General features: G+C 48.6%; 17 protein-coding genes, 1 rRNA gene and 2 riboswitches. Of the genes, 12 read left to right on the top strand and 6 right to left on the bottom strand.

Features of this window, described 5'->3' with window-relative positions; all coding sequences use genetic code 11:
- Positions 1 to 133: 133 nt before the first annotated feature.
- A riboswitch (TPP riboswitch) is annotated at positions 134 to 244 on the bottom strand.
- 313 nt (positions 245 to 557) lie between these two features.
- Together BUA17_RS22290 and BUA17_RS22285 are read right to left on the bottom strand one after the other, a co-directional pair.
- Positions 558 to 1,226 (bottom strand): pectate lyase, encoded by a 669-nt coding sequence (locus tag BUA17_RS22290; RefSeq protein WP_063566053.1) that lies wholly within the window; start codon positions 1,224 to 1,226, stop codon positions 558 to 560.
- Between the two features lie 363 nt (positions 1,227 to 1,589).
- A complete protein-coding gene (locus BUA17_RS22285; RefSeq protein ID WP_064640556.1) occupies positions 1,590 to 2,465 on the bottom strand; it encodes a radical SAM/SPASM domain-containing protein in 876 nt (291 codons plus the stop codon).
- 295 nt (positions 2,466 to 2,760) lie between these two features.
- Here BUA17_RS22285 and BUA17_RS22280 point away from each other — a divergent pair, with 295 nt between their 5' ends.
- The 12 genes from BUA17_RS22280 (at position 2,761) to BUA17_RS22225 (ending at position 14,241) form a co-directional block, all read left to right on the top strand.
- Positions 2,761 to 3,903: an iron-containing alcohol dehydrogenase family protein gene (locus BUA17_RS22280; protein ID WP_072735037.1), complete on the top strand. Its 1,143-nt coding sequence runs from the start codon at positions 2,761 to 2,763 to the stop codon at positions 3,901 to 3,903.
- Complete coding sequence (locus BUA17_RS22275; protein ID WP_072735036.1) at positions 3,900 to 4,955, top strand: ABC transporter substrate-binding protein; 1,056 nt, start codon at positions 3,900 to 3,902, stop codon at positions 4,953 to 4,955. The genes BUA17_RS22280 and BUA17_RS22275 overlap by 4 nt, the downstream gene beginning before the upstream one ends.
- 27 nt (positions 4,956 to 4,982) lie before the next feature.
- Positions 4,983 to 5,768 carry an ABC transporter permease subunit gene (locus BUA17_RS22270; protein WP_063568384.1) on the top strand — a complete coding sequence of 262 codons (786 nt, stop codon included), beginning with the start codon at positions 4,983 to 4,985 and terminating at the stop codon, positions 5,766 to 5,768.
- Between the two features lie 23 nt (positions 5,769 to 5,791).
- Positions 5,792 to 6,568, top strand: coding sequence for an ATP-binding cassette domain-containing protein (locus BUA17_RS22265; RefSeq protein WP_072735034.1), 777 nt, complete (start codon positions 5,792 to 5,794; stop codon positions 6,566 to 6,568).
- A gap of 24 nt (positions 6,569 to 6,592) precedes the next feature.
- Positions 6,593 to 7,714 carry a histidinol-phosphate transaminase gene (gene hisC / locus BUA17_RS22260; RefSeq protein WP_072735033.1) on the top strand — a complete coding sequence of 374 codons (1,122 nt, stop codon included), beginning with the start codon at positions 6,593 to 6,595 and terminating at the stop codon, positions 7,712 to 7,714.
- 107 nt (positions 7,715 to 7,821) lie between these two features.
- A riboswitch (TPP riboswitch) is annotated at positions 7,822 to 7,924 on the top strand.
- Positions 7,925 to 8,100: 176 nt separating this feature from the next.
- Positions 8,101 to 8,868 (top strand): ABC transporter ATP-binding protein, encoded by a 768-nt coding sequence (locus BUA17_RS22255; protein ID WP_072735032.1) that lies wholly within the window; start codon positions 8,101 to 8,103, stop codon positions 8,866 to 8,868.
- A 13-nt stretch (positions 8,869 to 8,881) separates the two neighbouring features.
- Positions 8,882 to 9,667 (top strand): ABC transporter permease, encoded by a 786-nt coding sequence (locus tag BUA17_RS22250; protein WP_072735213.1) that lies wholly within the window; start codon positions 8,882 to 8,884, stop codon positions 9,665 to 9,667.
- Positions 9,668 to 9,714: 47 nt separating this feature from the next.
- Positions 9,715 to 10,782, top strand: a complete 1,068-nt coding sequence (locus tag BUA17_RS22245) for an ABC transporter substrate-binding protein (protein WP_072735031.1) — start codon at positions 9,715 to 9,717, stop codon at positions 10,780 to 10,782.
- 256 nt (positions 10,783 to 11,038) lie between these two features.
- Positions 11,039 to 11,851, top strand: a complete 813-nt coding sequence (thiM, locus tag BUA17_RS22240; protein WP_072735030.1) for a hydroxyethylthiazole kinase — start codon at positions 11,039 to 11,041, stop codon at positions 11,849 to 11,851.
- Entirely contained in the window at positions 11,848 to 12,660 is an 813-nt protein-coding gene (gene thiD, locus BUA17_RS22235; RefSeq protein WP_072735029.1) for a bifunctional hydroxymethylpyrimidine kinase/phosphomethylpyrimidine kinase, read from the top strand. Before thiM ends, thiD begins: the two co-directional genes overlap by 4 nt.
- On the top strand, positions 12,660 to 13,325 hold the full coding sequence (gene thiE / locus BUA17_RS22230; protein ID WP_072735028.1) for a thiamine phosphate synthase: 666 nt from the start codon (positions 12,660 to 12,662) through the stop codon (positions 13,323 to 13,325). Before thiD ends, thiE begins: the two co-directional genes overlap by 1 nt.
- A gap of 172 nt (positions 13,326 to 13,497) precedes the next feature.
- On the top strand, positions 13,498 to 14,241 hold the full coding sequence (locus BUA17_RS22225; RefSeq protein ID WP_072735027.1) for a MerR family transcriptional regulator: 744 nt from the start codon (positions 13,498 to 13,500) through the stop codon (positions 14,239 to 14,241).
- A gap of 385 nt (positions 14,242 to 14,626) precedes the next feature.
- On the opposite strand, the gene BUA17_RS22220 is transcribed toward BUA17_RS22225, so the two are convergent.
- From BUA17_RS22220 to rrf, 4 genes are all read right to left on the bottom strand, one after another.
- Positions 14,627 to 15,109, bottom strand: coding sequence for a hypothetical protein (locus BUA17_RS22220; protein ID WP_083584822.1), 483 nt, complete (start codon positions 15,107 to 15,109; stop codon positions 14,627 to 14,629).
- 264 nt (positions 15,110 to 15,373) lie between these two features.
- Positions 15,374 to 16,030, bottom strand: coding sequence for a deoxynucleoside kinase (locus tag BUA17_RS22215; protein ID WP_072735026.1), 657 nt, complete (start codon positions 16,028 to 16,030; stop codon positions 15,374 to 15,376).
- Positions 16,027 to 16,650, bottom strand: a complete 624-nt coding sequence (locus BUA17_RS22210; RefSeq protein ID WP_063568458.1) for a deoxynucleoside kinase — start codon at positions 16,648 to 16,650, stop codon at positions 16,027 to 16,029. The genes BUA17_RS22215 and BUA17_RS22210 overlap by 4 nt, the downstream gene beginning before the upstream one ends.
- Positions 16,651 to 16,874: 224 nt before the next feature.
- A 5S ribosomal RNA gene (gene rrf / locus BUA17_RS22205) occupies positions 16,875 to 16,991 on the bottom strand.
- Between the last annotated feature and the right edge of the window lie 33 nt (positions 16,992 to 17,024).

Genomic DNA, 17,024 nt, shown 5'->3' with positions numbered 1-17,024 from the left:
TCACGATGCAACGCATTAGGCAGATATAGAGAAAGAAGAAAACAAACGACACCATCCCCGTCACATCAGAAAAATCCCGTTGCAACCAAGAAACGCTGACATTTATGTTCTATCCCTTATCGCTTACCATTGCTCATCGCAAATTCATGTTCTCTACGCTGGCATTACCCAGATCAGATATACGGTCAGCAGCACAAGGCCGCTCTCTCAGCCCAACTTCATTGAGCACCCGGTTCACTTATTTCATTGCTTCTACTGTACAACACATGGGTATTTGTGACAATCCCGATAAGAAAAAATCAGTTTAAACTAGAAGAAAGAGTGATTAACTATATGTTTCATTTATGCGCCATATACCTCTGCTTCAAGAAATAACGTCTCTGTAATTCGTTACATCTCAGAAAGGTGCAAATGAGAGCGAATAATGTGTGCCAGGTTCATTAGACCAAGATAACGCGAACAAGGGATGTCCCCGTCATATTCATGAGGACATCCCCTTTAATTGTTATGCTTCATATCCTTTAGAGGAAAATTATTGAGAACCGGTAAGCTCTGTTTTAATATTGAGTATTCCCGGATTGACTTGTTTTGCCCGATGCAAAGCCTTTAAACAAGGTCGGTACTTTGGAGTAACGGGTATTTGTAATTTTCCCTTGCGATGTACTGCTGTCCGTACGCATAATAGAATCTTTGACATTGGAAATGTCTGAGTTGTCGAGCGTCATGTTCACGGCGAAGGTTGTTCCGCCATTCTGACGTACCAGCTTGCCAATATCGTCTGCACGGAAATTTTTAATGTTAATCGTTCCGGCTGCATTCATTTGAAATACTTTATCATAGGCCTTGTAAGCTGCACCACCAGTGATGTTAACCGTTCCGGCTGATTTCAGAGTCAGAGCGTCCTCACCGACATCCTCCCAAATCACATTTGAAATTGTGCAGTTACCGTAACAATGAACACCGTCAGCTGCAGGTGAACCGATAATCACATTTTTGAGCGTGGCGCCTGCCTCCAACCGAAATACCGGCTTCTGATCTTCCGCTTGAGATCCATCTCCCAGGGTGGAAGGGTTGGCTACATACGTTTGGCCTTTGCCATCAAAAGTTTCTCCCTTGGCTACAATAATCGTTGAGTTCACAACAGTAGGTGCAGCAAAAGCTGGAATTGCACCGAACAATGAAGCGACCAGACCCGCAGACAGCAGCAACGTCAACATTTTTTTCATAATTTAAATCCTCCCTTATTCTGATGAATTGGCGTACAAGCATAAGCTTGTCCTCAAGGAACCTATCAGAGGTGCACCTCTGGCTCGGAACCTACCCTGATCCTACCAAAAAAGGGATGTTACGATAATAATCATTAGCTTAGATATAGAAACGACAGCAGTATGCCTGTGTTCTCGGCATTTTTTGCATCGTACTCCATTGTGTAATGTGCCGATCTCAACTTCGGGTATGCTTCATTTACAACTCGTAATCTATGTTTATATGGTCCTTTATCTTCTAAAAAAACGAAAGACCACCTCATCTGTTTCCAGACAACGTGATCTCTATTATTTTGAATCTCATTTTATTTATTAAATTACGCTTTAAGCGCCAAAACGCTGACGATATCCGCACTTCCGACATAATTCCTCCACGGCTTCGCGTTTAGAGAAACCATAGAACAGATTGTTGGCTCGTTCACCATCCACAATCTCCGAGAACGATTTTTCATGAACGTTGCCCAAGTTAATGACACCTTCACCATCGAGACAGCAAGGTACCACAGTTCCATCGACAAGCACGGCTGCCTGACTACGAAGCGCATGACAGAAGCCTTTACCATCATCTTCGGGTGCATCCAGACTCGGCCACTGGAATTCATGATCCTGATTCAGATACACATTCGGGGCAATTTTGACACCGCTCCCAGGCACCACCTTCTCCTCAATACGGAAATCCAGATTGAACTCCCGTTCAAGAACCTCCAGTGTCTCCCGGTTTCGGTTCATCTGCGCATTCGTGAAATTATCCTGTGTCAGATTCCAGAGTCGGAATGAAATAATGACATTGTGCTTCACTGCTTCCCGGACAAATGACAACACATTGCCCAGATAGCCCTCACGGTCTGTGGAACCCTCGTGACCATCAAAGCTGTGCAGGGAGAAATTCATCTGACGCAGTGCCGGTTTGCCGAGCAGTTTGTGCTGGGTCTTGGGCAGCAGCGTACCGTTCGTCGTAATGTTGACCTTGAATCCCTTCTCATGCGCTGAATCCAGTAACAGATCAATTTTGGGATGAAGCAGCGGCTCACCTTTGACATGTAAATAAATATGTTTGGTATGGGGTTTGATCTGATCCAATATATTGTTGAAGACTTCAGGGTCAATGAAATTTTTGGCACGTTTGGTCTGTGGACAGAAGCTGCATGCCAGATTACATATACTTGTGATCTCAATATATACTTTCTTGAACGTTTTCAACTCGGGGTCCCCATTCTGCTTAGAGGGAGAACAGTCCCACCCTCATTTGTGATCCGGCCCATGTGTGCCACCACTATTATATCGGGTTCAAGGGACAAGGTAAATCGACTAGGATGTTAATTCCCTTTTTCTCATCGAATTCGTTAACTACGTTCACCTATAGATTCTTTCAATCGAAGTATAGGATGTATTGATTGTCCAGGTCATTGTAGTTGCCGAGACGCGATGCTAGAATCTAAGCAATTTAAAACCAAGTTAAAACGTAAGAATAATAAGTTATAAGGAGAGTGTATTCATGATTATTGTTAAGGCACCCGCAGTATATGTACACGAGGCTAACATTCTTGAGCAAAGTGGTTCGCGGATTGCACAGCTTGGGCAGCATGTTCTCATCATCGCCGGTGAGTCTGCATTAAAAGCCGTACAGCCTTACCTTCTTCCTTCATTGGAGGAGCATAAGATCAAGTTCCATGTGCAATTGTTTCACGGTGAGGTTACAACAGGCCAGATTGATACTTTCACACAGCAAGCCTTCGATTTGGATGTTGATCTGATTATCGGCGTCGGTGGTGGTAAAGTGCTCGATCTGTCCAAAGCGGTGGCCGAGCAAGCCCAATTGCCCATTGTAACGGTCCCAACGATTGCCGCAACCTGCGCTGCCTGGTCCGCCTTAACCGTGCTCTATGATGAACAGGGGAAATCTGCAGGATATCGTCCCCTGCGTCGTTCGCCTGATCTCGTTCTGGCTGATCCTCATATTCTGGCGAGTGCACCAAGGCGATATTTGGCCGCAGGGATCGGTGACACACTCGTAAAATGGCATGAGTTCGCCGTTAATCTAAGTGGCAACGCCACCAGCCTCACTCTCCGAAACAGTGTCAGCACCGCCAAGCTTGCACTCGATATTCTTGAAGCGCACGCCATCGATGTCTATGAATCCACCGATACAACCGGTAGTACACCTCAATTCCGTGATGTTGCCGATGCCATTATTGTGCTCGCAGGCCTTGTAGGCAGCATTAGCGATGGATCACTTCATGCCGCGATTGCTCATGGGCTACATGATAGCCTCACCAAATTACCCGAAACACACGCTTCACTACATGGAGAAAAGGTAGCCTTTGGACTCTTCACCCAGTGGATTCTTGAAGGCAAAGCAGGGGATGAGCTTCATGAGCTGATCACTCTGTTACATAAGCTGAATCTGCCTATCACTCTTGCCGAGCTTGGCATACAACAACAGCCTAAGGAAGCTGCTGCGCGCATTGCAGCAGGACTACAGCTGCGGGAAGGCAGTGCGGCGCATCTCTCCTTCGGAGTTAGTACGGCGCAGGTAACCGAAGCCATTCTTCAGGCAGACCGTATCGGCCAAACATTCATAGAATCCAGTCAGTCCAGTGAAAGCAGTACATACACCAAGGAGGTTTCCTCCCTATGATCCGTCCAAACCGCCATTACACTCTTCCCTTAACTGCCTTTCTGAGCGCGCTTCTGTTGATGCTGATCTCCGGCTGCTCTGCCGGAACTGACAATCAGGCCGCGGGTACAGGCACAACACCGACAGCGGCATCAGCTGCTTCGAATAAAGACGTTACCATTCGTGTTGGTCAGACCGGATGGAGCAATCTCGAATTGGGGCTAAAAGCCGCCGGACTCGATGAAACCCCCTATAAAGTCACTTATAACGTATTTCAGGGAGGTAACCTGATCCTTGAAGCGATGGCTGCAAACCAATTGGACTTTGGTGTGACCAGTGAAATTCCGCCCATTTTTGCATCTCAAGCTGCCAATGGTGGAAGCTTCAAGATTATTGCGGTACAACAAGGCAGCACCTTAAATCAGGAGGTCGTTGTTCCCAAAGGTTCATCGATCAAATCGGTTGCTGACCTGAAAGGCAAGAAAGTTGCTTTCGTAAAAAATACAACGGCCCACTATTTCCTGCTCAAAATGCTGGAAGAAGCCGGATTAACCTGGAGTGACATCAGTCCGGTCGAACTTTCAACAGCCGATGGACTCAGCGCCCTGATAAGCGGGAAAGTGGATGCACTTGCCAGTTACGGCAATGCCATCATCTCAGCACATCAGAATGAAGCAACAACGCTCGCCAGCGCCAAAGATATCCTGTCAGGCAGCTTCCTTGTAGCCGCCTCCGATCAGGCTATTGCAAATGCGGAACAGAAAGAGGCCCTTGCCGATTATCTGGAGCGAATCAACAATTTCAATGATTGGGCTCGTGCCAATAAGGATGCGTGGGCTCAAATTACAGCAGACAACACCCACCAGCCCGTGGATCAAGCCCTTAAAACCTACACGGATGGAGAAGCACAACGCCCATCACGTATTGTTGCCATTTCTGAAAAGGCCATCAAGTCTGAACAGGACGTAGCGGATACGTTTCAGCAAGCGGGAATTTTTGAGCAGGCAGTCGATGTGAGCACATTCTGGAGTGATGCACTTCAAGATCAACTTCCAGCTCCAGGTAGCCAATAACGAATGAAGCAAGGAGGTAGGCATAACGTGCGGTCCAAAACCTTTAACCGGGCATGGTTTAACCAGTTCATTCCTTTTGTTGTACCACTACTCATTCTGGCTCTGTGGCAATGGCTGACTGCATCTGGAGTTGTTGCAGCCAATATTTTGCCCCGGCCCGCTCAGGTACTGGAGGCCTTCATTCGTCTGCTTCGTAACGGTGAACTACTGAACAATATCAGTATTAGCGCCAGACGAGCTTTGGGAGGATTCCTCATTGGTGGGGGTCTCGGTTTCCTGCTGGGTGTGCTGAACGGCATCTCCTCCCTTGCGGAAAAGATCGCCGACTCCTCGGTGCAAATGATCCGCAACATTCCGCATCTGTCCTTGATCCCCCTCGTTATTGTGTGGTTCGGGATCGGTGAAGAAGCAAAATTATTCCTCGTTTCCCTGGGTGTATTCTTTCCGGTATATCTGAATACGTTTCACGGCATACGATCAGTCGATCCCGGTCTGATTGAAATGGGCAAAGTATATGGCCTCAGCCGTTGGTCCCTTTATAAGGACATTATCCTGCCTGGTGCACTGCCTTCCATTCTGGTGGGCATTCGTTATGCACTTGGCATTATGTGGCTGACACTTATCGTAGCCGAGACGGTTGCGGCGGATGCGGGGATTGGATACATGGCGATGAACGCACGGGAATTCATGCAGATGGACGTAATCGTCTTAAGCATTCTGCTATATGCCCTGCTGGGCAAGCTGTCCGATACCATCGCTAAATGGCTGGAACGGCGCTGGCTGCGCTGGAACCCGGCCCTATCCCGCAAGTAAAGCAAAGGAGTGTGTATTGATCCATGAGCACAAGTCAGATCAGTCCTATTCTTCAAGTAGATGGGGTTCAGAAATCGTATGATCAGCGGACGATACTATCCGACATCAACGTCAATGTAAGACAAGGGGAATTTGTAGCCATCGTTGGACGAAGCGGCTGTGGCAAAAGTACTTTGCTGCGTCTGATCGCCGGGCTGGAACCCCCCTCTTCCGGGAGCATTATGCTGGGCAACAGAAAGCTTGGCAGTACAGCACCCGAGACACGGTTTCTGTTTCAGGAAGCAAGGCTGCTGCCTTGGAAATCCGTGCTCGACAATGTACGACTAGGTATCCCCGACAAGAACAAGGAAGATGCACGCCAGTCGCTTCGCAATGTAGGACTTGGAGAGCGTGAAGGTGATTGGCCGGGGGTATTATCTGGCGGACAAAAACAACGTGTCGCCTTGGCACGGGCACTCGCAAGTCATCCGCGTTTACTGCTGCTGGATGAACCGCTGGGTGCATTGGATGCATTGACCCGAATTGAGATGCAGCAATTAATCGAACGCTTGTGGGTAGAAGAATATCTGACTGTCATTCTGGTCACTCATGATGTCAGTGAGGCGGTTGCGCTGGCTGACAGGGTGCTGTTAATCGAGGATGGTCATATAACGATGGATACCCGAATTACGCTGGAGCGGCCACGTGTTCGGGACAGCGGGTTTGCTCATTTTGAAAACCTTATTCTGAATCGCTTGTTGACTCCGCCACAAGAGACACCACAGCAGATTGCCCAGAAACAGATATCATTCTCGATCTAATTCCACTGGAAAGAAGGCATGATTATGCAATCCCTTTCACCCGTTCCCTCTCCACCTGTCAAAGACCTGTTAACTCAAATTCCGGCTTATACGCCTGCCAAATCCATGGAACAGATCCGGCGGGAGTTGGGACTGGAAAGTGTGGATCGACTTGCAGCGAACGAAAATCCGTTTGGTTCCTCTCCCTTAGCAGCGGAAGCGGTCAGATCGCTGGGTTCTGATCTTTTGGCTCAATACCCCGACGGTTCCAGCCAACTGCTGCGTGACAAACTTGCGGAACGTCTGGGTGTGCGTGCCTCCCAACTGGTATTTGGCAGTGGTTCATTCGAGCTCCTTACCCTTACCGCCCAAGCCTATCTTAATCCCGGCGAGGAATCACTCATTCCAGTGCCCTCCTTTAACTGGTATAAGGGCGCTACGCTGCTGGCAGGCGGGGTCATTCATGAAGTGCCTTTGGTCAACCATTCACTGGACCTGGAGCAATTCCGGCAACGGATCAATGCTTCTACCCGAATTATCTGGCTGTGCAATCCGAATAATCCAACCGGAACCATTTTCACGGCAGATGCCCTACATGGTTTACTCGAACATGTTCCCTCCCATGTCGTGGTTGTCCTGGATGAAGCATATTATGAATTCGCGGAAAGTGAAGATTATCCTGATACGGTTAAGCTGCTGGAGCAGTATAATAATCTGATTATTTTGCGGACCTTCTCCAAAATATATGGACTGGCCGGCCTGCGAATTGGATATGGCATCGGGAATGAAAGCATCATTGAAGGCATTAACCGGGTCAAGCTGCCCATCAGTCTGACAGCCACATCCCAAGCCGCTGCTTTGGCCAGCCTGGATGATCATGAATTTGTTTCTCACTGCCTGCACTACAATCGTCAAGGAAGGGAAACGTTAATGCAGTCCTTTGATCAGTGGAACTTACCCTACATCCCTTCCGAAACAAATTTCATCATGGTTGATCTGTTGCAGGATAGTGGCCCGATTACCCAAGAATTGTTGAACAGAGGCATCTCTGTCCGCGGCGGTGCCGAATTCAGTATGCCTACCTGGCTTCGGATTACGATTGGTACACCGGAGCAGATTGCCCGTCTGATCGGGGAGCTTGATTCACTGTTACATTCAAACGATTAGAATCCTAGTTACTTTCCTAACTCACATTACGCACACTTCTTTTAAGCCGCCCTCTTTACATTCCACTTGCATGTGATATATGCTGAACACACAACTGCATATCTTGAACATTGCACTAGGGGAGCCTTGCGGCTGAGACGAATCGAACGATTCGGACCCTTTGAACCTGATCTGGATCATACCAGCGGAGGGAAGTGGAGCGGCCTCTCAGTAAGCGGATTTTTTCATGTTGATGATGGAATTTAATGTGAATTGAACTTACAGACCCACTCATTTCTCCGGAAATGGGTGGGTCTTTTTCGCGTTCTGCGGGCAGATCAGAAGGTGTAATTAAAGATCCCGCGGTTTGAAGTTGAATTATGAATAACAAGGGGGGACGGAACGAGATGGATAACGATATAACCATTCACAACATGAGCTACGCTTTCCCGGGAAAAAGGGATTCCCCCGTGCTCTCCAATGTGTCGATGACTGTAGCCAAAGGCGAATTTGTCTCGCTCATCGGTTCCAGCGGCTCCGGTAAAAGTACCCTTTTCAAGCTGCTGGCAGGCCTGCTTGAGCCAACACACGGAACCATTGAAATTCCTTGGGTTCAAGAAGGAAAGCGACTGGGGCAGGTGGCCTACATGCCGCAAAAGGACCTCCTATTATCCTGGAGAACCGTCATGGGGAATTGCATGCTTCCCTCTGAACTGGCTGCAGGTCGGCAGGATAAGATAAGGATTCGAGCAGATATCCTGGCTGGCCTCGACAGATTTGGCTTATCTGGCCACGCGCATGCTTACCCGGACGAGCTTTCAGGTGGCATGCGCCAGCGTGTCGCGCTGCTTCGTACTTTGCTGACAGGTGGCCAACTTATGCTGCTGGATGAACCATTCGGCGCACTCGATGCCCTGACCAAACGGGATATGCATCGCTGGCTGCTGGAGCTATGGGAAGGCCTGGGCAAAACCGTGTTGTTCATCACACATGACATTGAAGAAGCCCTGCTGCTCAGTGATCGGATTATCCTGTTAACTCCGGTGGGCCAAGGTCAACAGCTGCAGGATCTGTCGGTACCTTTGCCACGTCCAAGACATTCGGACATGATCTACGAACCGGCTCTCGTTCAGATGAGGCGACAACTGGAGGAACAATTGCATGCAAGACGGTAACTTGAGAGATAGCATGAAGCATAGCGTAAGAGGTTGGCTTGCCCGTTATGGTCTGTTTCTTTTGCTCATGATCTTGCTGCTTGTCATCTGGGAGTGGATTGTGCGTATGGGGTGGGTGCCTTCCTTCATCATTCCAGCCCCGACGGCGATTGCCATTTCGCTGTATGAACATCGCCGCCTCTTGTTGGCTACACATCTGCCCGCTACCTTGATGGAAGTTGTCGTTGGTTTTGGCTTGTCCATTGGTGCCGGAATTGCACTTGCAACGGGTATGTATATGAATCGGTCGATTGAAAAAGCGTTATATCCCTTCATCGTGATCAGTCAGACGATCCCGCTGATTGCCTTGTCCCCCGTCTTCATCCTATGGTTTGGCTACACCTTGTGGAGTAAAGTCGCGGTGGTGTTCCTGATCGCATTTTTCCCGATTGTAGTAAGCACCTACGATGGCCTGCGCCAGGGTGATCCGGAGCAGCGTGAACTGCTGCTGACGATGGGGGCCAGCAAGTGGGATATTTTTCGCAAACTCCAGATTCCACTTGCCCTTCCCTCCTTCTTTTCGGGACTGAAAATGTCTGTGGTGTATTGTGTGGTCGGTGCAACGATCGGTGAATGGCTCGGTGGAAGCAAGGGTCTCGGTTACTTCAGCCGCAGAATGTCGAGCAATATGAACACGGATGCAATGTTCGCCGCCATTGTGCTGTTATCCCTGCTCGGTATCGCCCTGTTTGTACTCATTGCATGGATGGAGAGAAGATTCAGTACACCACGTCATGCAGGTAGAAGAAAAACTGGATAACTTTCGGATTTCAAAAACAGATAAACGGAAATGAGGAATTTGAAGCTATGAAGAAAAAACATATCTACTCCCTACTCCCCATTCTGCTCATATCTATGTTACTGATTATCAGCGGATGTGGAAATACGGGTACCAATACACCTGCTACAGATTCAGCTTCCAAAGCAAAAGATACAGAATCATCTTTGGCCGAACGGCCATCGACATCCAAAGACAAGCTGTCCATCATGCTCGATTGGTATCCTAATGCAGTGCATTCCTTCATCTATGTTGCTCAGGAGAATGGTTACTTCGCGGATCAAGGTCTGGATGTCGATATCCAGATGCCTGCCGATACGAATGATGCACTCAAACTTGTTGCCGCCGGGAAAATCGATCTTGCACTAAGCTACCAGCCGCAAATTTTGCTCGCGCGTGGGGAGAACATTCCTGTACGTTCGATTGCAGCCGTCGTTCGCCATCCGCTCGTGCATCTGTTGACTGAAGCCAACGGTAAAGTGAAATCGCCAAAAGATCTTGAAGGGAGGACGGTCGGCTATTCCTCAATCCCTTTGTATGAAGCAATGGTGCGTACCATGATCAGCCAGGATGGCGGTAATCCCGACAAGATGAATCTGGTGGATGTGGGATTTGACCTGATCCCTTCCCTGGCTTCCGGGCAGGCAGATGCCATTATGGGTGGTTTTATTAACCATGAACAATTGATTCTGGAAAAGGAAGGCCATGCCATGAAAGCGATCAATCCCGTCGATTACGGCGTACCTGATTATTATGAACTGGTCCTCACTGCAAGTGATGCGGGCATTGAAGCGAAGAAAGATCAGCTTACCCGCTTCATCAAAGCGATGCAGGAAGGACAGAAATATGTAACAGAGCACCCCGAGGACGCGCTGAACATTCTGCTCGCACATGAGAACGAAACGTCTCCACTTGACCCGGAGATCGAAACCAAAAGTCTAAATATTTTACTGCCACTGATGAATGAAGAAGGTCAGCCGTTTGGCAGGCAGGACGCCTCTTCTTGGGAAAATGTACGTGCATGGTTGGTTCAAAGTGAACTGATTCCGGATTCCGTAAAGGCTGAGGATGCTTTTATCAACTTGCAGGGTGAGTAAGTAAAATCGATTACTGGACGAGATCAAGGGAAATTTGAAAGTTGTAAATTCATTATCAGATGTCGATAACATGAGTAGTTACGGAATTCAATAACTGTACGATTAGAATCTTTATCGAGGATAAGGACTCTTTAATTAAGCTTTCTATATGGACTTTCCAGCTATCCGAGAATAGCGTTTAGTTCCCATGATTTAATGGCCCACCTTCCCTGACACTTTTATTGATCAAATTGCTTATTTATAAGGAGGAACTTATATGTCTTATCTGGAACGTGTTCGTACGCAAAATCCGCTTGTTCATAACATTACGAATATTGTCGTCGCTCCGTTTACGGCCAACGGTTTGCTCGCACTAGGTGCATCTCCCTTTATGGCTTATGCGCATGAAGAAGTTGCTGATGTTGCCAAGATGTCGGGAGCAGTTGTACTGAACATTGGCACACTGGACGAAAAGGTGGTTGAGGCGATCCGTTTGGCTGGTCGATCAGCTAATTCAAATAACGTACCTGTTGTGCTCGATCCGGTTGGAGCTGGCGCAACCGCCTATCGTACGGAAACCATTCAGATGCTCGTTCGTGAGCTTCGCCTCACGGTGTTGCGGGGCAATGTGGCAGAAGTCGCCAATGTCATCGGTGAGCGTTGGAGCATCAAAGGTGTGGATGCAGGTCAAGGCGATGGAGATCGAATCGGAATAGCGGAACGGGCAGCACAAAAACTCGGCTGTGTGGTCGTCATTACCGGACGCGAGGATGTCATTACGGATGGACAAACGACGTTCCTGACGAGTAATGGACATGCCTTGCTTACCCAAGTAACGGGTGCAGGCTGCTTACTCAGCTCCGTGATTGGTGCTTTTGCAGCCATAGCGAAACCGGGAGACGACTTGCTGAGCAGTGTTGTGGAGGCACTCGTTTTCTATGGCGTTGCAGCAGAGATTGCGGCGGAACGTACCGCTGACCTGGGACCGGGCAGCTTCCAGATCGAATTGCTGAATCAACTGGCTCAAGTGACACCTGACGTTCTCGCGCATCGGTCACAGGTTCGCCAGATTGATGGAGGTACGCAATGAGTATTGCGCAGGCTTTGACGATTGCTGGTTCCGATAATGGTGGCGGAGCCGGAATTCAAGCTGATTTAAAGACCTTTCAGGAGCTCGGCGTATACGGCATGACTGTGATTACAGCTATTGCTGCCCAAAATACAACAGGTGTGCAGGGCGTCTTCCCTATTTCATATGAAGGTATTGCTCAACAGTTGGATTCGACCGGTGATGATTTTCAGCCTACAGCCGTGAAGACGGGCATGCTCTACAGTGCTGAGATTATTCGACTGGTTGCCGAGAAATGGCAGCAATACGGATGGTGCAATCTGGTCATCGATCCGGTTATGGTTGCCAAAGGCGGCGCTCCCCTGCTGCAACAGGAGGCCGTTCTAGCGCTAATTACGGAGCTGCTGCCTCATGCACTGATCACGACGCCGAACATTCCGGAAGCCGAGCTTCTTACAGGAATGTCTATTATGAATTTGAGTCAGCGTGAAGAAGCCGCAAGGCAGATCGTGCAGATGGGCTCCACGTATGCTTTGGTGAAAGGTGGTCATGATGAGGGAAATGGCATCATTGTTGATGTGCTCTATGATGGTCAGTCTTTTCATTATCTGGAGAACGTTCGGGTAGTGACAAGGCATACCCATGGAACGGGATGTACGTATTCTGCGGCCATTACTGCCGAATTGTCGAAAGGCTCAGCTGTGCCGGCTGCCGTCACCACCGCGCGAGCATTCATTCAGGCAGCCATCGAAGATGAGCTGGGGATTGGGGCCGGACATGGGCCGACGAATCATTTTGCGTATCAGCGCAGACTGCGGGGTGAACAGTAATGCGCCCACTGGATGCAGAAGCGGTACGGCATGCGATGCAGGTGTATTTGGTAATGGGCAGCGTGAATACGACGCGTGACCCCGTGGAAGTGCTGCGCCAAGCCATCGCTGGCGGCATTACGCTGTTCCAGTTCCGTGAAAAAGGAACTGGCGCTCTGGTTGGCGAAGCACGCATCACGCTTGCGATGCGGCTTCGCGAGGTGTGCAGCCAGCACGGGATACCGTTCATCGTGAACGATGATGTGGAGCTGGCTGTGGTGGTAGAGGCCGACGGCATCCATGTCGGCCAGGACGATGCGGACGCGGCGCTGGTACGCGCCCGCATCGGAGAAGGGCGGATGCTTGGCGTATCCGCCCACTCCGCGCTGGAAGCCCGCCGTGCGGTGCAGGCGGGCGCCGACTATCTTGGCGTCGGGCCAATGTACCCGACGCGGTCCAAAGCGGATGCCCACGCTGTGCTGGGCCCCGCAGGGGTTGCCGAACTGCGCGCCGCAGGCATCGCAGTTCCGGTGGTGGGTATCGGCGGCATTACGCCCGATACCACGGCCGCCGTGATGGCGGCAGGAGCCGACGGCGTAGCCGTCATCTCCGCCATCGCGGGCGCGGCCGATGTGCGCGCAGCGGCTGCGCAGTTCGCTGCGGCGGTGCGCGGGATGCAGGCGTAGCCATGCGCTCCCTGCACCGCCAGCCCGTGTGCTGCACCAGATAGATGGTGCAGCACATTCAGTTATTCTCAAGATGCAGCCTCTGTGCCTGCATCTTATTTTTTCATTTTTACTAGTTGACTCTCACGTAACGTGACGCTGTACAATCGGTGGTGTAAGGAGGTATTCCATCATGGCCATGAAAGTAAAAGAAGTGGCGGAACTTGTCGGGATCAGTGTGCGCACACTGCATCATTATGATGAGATCGGACTGTTAACACCGGACGAAGTGACTTCTGCCGGATATCGACTGTATTCAGATGCCAATCTGGAAATGCTGCAGCAGATTTTATTTTTTAAAGAACTCGATTTCTCTCTGAAAGATATCAAGGAGATTACAAACAATCCATCGTTCGATCGAGAAGAAGCCCTGAATATGCATCGCCGTATTTTGCTGGAGAAACGCCAGCGGTTGGACCAAATGATCGCCACCATTGATAAATCGGTTCAACACGTGAGAGGAGAAATTAAGATGACAGCCAAAGAACAATTTGAAGGGTTTAATTTCAGTCATAATCCGTATGAGCAGGAAGCACGGGAACGTTGGGGAGACCAAGCAGTGGATCATGCTAATCAAAAGTTACACATCCAGTCTACTGGGGAGCAAGAAGCTCTATCCGATCAAATGAATTCAATCTACTCTCGTCTTGCAGCAATTCGTCACACGGATCCAAACTCTGCCGAAGCTCAAGCCGGAATCTCGGAATGGTACAGCTATCTGAACAACATGGGCAATTATTCTCCTGAAGTCTTCAGAGGGTTAGGCCAAATGTACGTAGACGACGAACGTTTTACACGTAATATTGATCAATTCGGCGAAGGCTTGGCTGTATTTATGAGGGATGCCATGGCTGTGTTTGCTGATCGAAACAGCTAATCTAGGCCTACATTGATTCCACCTATAGCATTATCCGTATTATCCGATGCCCCTCGCAATCAGGTATACGTTGTAGACAAGTAGTTCCATTTCGAACTTTCTATTGCTAATGAAAACTTGCTCTCTCGTTATAGGCAATATGCTCGTATTAAATAGAACTCCGTTCTGTCACATCTTTTCCGTATTCATGCAATGTGCTGGACAGCCCAGGATTCAACAATTACTCAGTTTACACACAAAGGGACGCACGCCCTAAGGCGTCACGTCCCTCTTTTAGTATCTCAGCCGCAATGTGAATAAGCCATTTACAGTTATTCACTCTGAGTACTTTTTTTAATGGAGCAATCCCTGTATTACACAGGTCTTGCTTCCTTCTATCCATCGGTTAAGCTCTAGGAGCGTGATCTGACGAGGAAGCATCCGATGCCAGACTGGTCTTCGCCATCCGTCCTGGAATCTGCCATGCCGATACGATCGCCAGTACGATGAATAACAGGTCAACCGGCTCGCTGAAATAATCCGTAAAGGTGTCCACAAATGCACTAACCATCTCACCATCGAACACCAGATCCAACATGCTTGCATCGCTGAACAACTCGGAAGTAAAATACACCACCGTCAGATACTTCCCAAGCAAAATGCCGATAAGTGCAAAGATGACTGCAATGGCTTTGTGTACTGTCGCGATCCGTTTGTTCGAAAACAATACAACCGCGTAGCCTGTGAGCGCCCCAATAACGATAGCAATGAGCCCAAGCTCCCTTTCCGTCATGGCAGCGATCACTGCCCACACAATGCCCCCTACAACTGCTGCCAATAATCCACCAACGATTGGCATGCCGATCTTGATCCCTTGTTTCTCTTCCACGTTGTCTTTCCCTCCTGAGTCATGCTTATGCTTCTTTTCCAGAATTCACCTTTCCTATGAAACCACAAATAGTCCTTTTATTCAACAAATTTCTACTATCTTATAATCATTAAAATAGGTTCTGCACCAATGCTTTTATCTCAATATAACGCAAAAAATCCCCTCTATCAGCCTTGAATTGGCAGCGAGGGGATCTCATTTAATCTTATTAATTTAATAACTCTTTCATTAACCTATGAATAACATACTTAGATAAGTTAATGTTTATAATTGCGTCGCGTTGGAAGGATTAATGACAGCAGCAATCTGCGCCAAAATGGCATCCACCGATGCTGGGTCATTCACATCATACTCATCGATGTTCAAACGCAGTACCGGACAGGCCGTAAATTGATTAATCCATACCGAATAGCGCTCATGCATATGCTCCCAGTAGGAACGGTCCGTCTGAATCTCCATCTCCCGTCCGCGTTCCGTAATCCGATTCAGAATGGATGGTAGGCTACCTTCCAGGTAAATCAGTACGTCCGGATGAGGGAAATACGGTGTCATCACCATAGCTTCAAACAAACTGCTGTACGTCTCGAAATCCGTAGCCGACATTGTGCCCTGATCCGCATGCATTTGTGCAAAGATACCTGTATCCTCATAGATGGAACGATCCTGTACAAATCCACCGCCCAGTTCAAAGATTTTCTTCTGTTCCTTGAAACGCTCTGCCAGGAAATAAATCTGTAAATGGAAGCTCCAGCGTTCAAAGTCATGATAGAACTTCTCCAGATATGGATTGTGGTCGACTTGCTCGAGCGAAGTCTTGAAGCTCAAACGGTCTGCCAGTGCCGCTGTCAGAGTGGATTTGCCCACCCCAACGGTACCTGCTACCGTAATTAATGCATTGGCCGGAATGCCATAATTGTTCATGTGATGTACTCCTTTACCTGATTAACAATCTGTTTGAAATGTTCGGGATGTTCTACAAAATCGAGCTGCTCCGCATTCACCTTAATGATAATTGGCGGATTCGGGCTGCTAGCCAGGTAGTCCATACCTGTTTTATAATCTGCAATTAACTGCTCCATATAAGCGGGGTCCATATCCTGCTCAAAAGACCGTCCACGTTTGTTGATCCGGTTCATCAATGTATCGAGCTCAGCCTCAATATAGAGCACCAGATTGGGTTTCGGCAGATCATCCGTTAAGAGGTGATAGATTTGACGGTATTTGTCCCGTTTCGTGCCCTTTAAGGTACGATCGGCAAAAATCATATTTTTATAGATATGATAGTCCGAAATGACGGGTGTATTCTTCTTAATGTAGTGCACGCCTGTGTCTTCCAGTTGCTTAAACCGGTTACACAGAAAAAACATTTCAAGCTGGAAGCTCCACTCATCTATATCCTGATAGAAGGAAGCCAAAAAGGGATTCTCTTCTACAATTTCCTTGACCAGCGGAAGGTTCAATTCCTGAGAAAGCATCGTTGCTAACGTTGTTTTCCCCGCACCAATCGGACCCTCCACGGCAATAAACGGGGCTGATTTCATCGTGATTCAGTTCCTCCTCGTACTCATGCGTGTTTCCGTTTCTATATAGACCCCACCTATTGTATCACAGCTTGGATGATGGGAAGGCCAGTATTTTATGTATAAAATGAGTTTTATCTCTAAGACCAAGATATATAAAACAGCCTACAGGAGTTATATTCATTCCCATGATCATAATAACAGAAAAAGACACGATCGCTTATCTACGATCGTGTCTTTTGATTGCTTGGCGGCGTCCTACTCTCCCAGGACCCTGCGGTCCAAGTACCATCGGCGCTAGAGGGCTTAACGGTCGTGTTCGGGATGGGTACGTGTGGAACCCCTCCGCCATCGCCACCAAACGCGATTTGTCGAAGCATAGCTTCTTGAAATCA

Source organism: Paenibacillus sp. ov031, from assembly GCF_900143165.1.
In the GTDB taxonomy this organism is placed as follows: domain Bacteria; phylum Bacillota; class Bacilli; order Paenibacillales; family Paenibacillaceae; genus Paenibacillus; species Paenibacillus marchantiae.
Note: the sequence above shows the minus strand (reverse complement) of the source record. Positions and strands in the feature narration are given on the sequence as shown.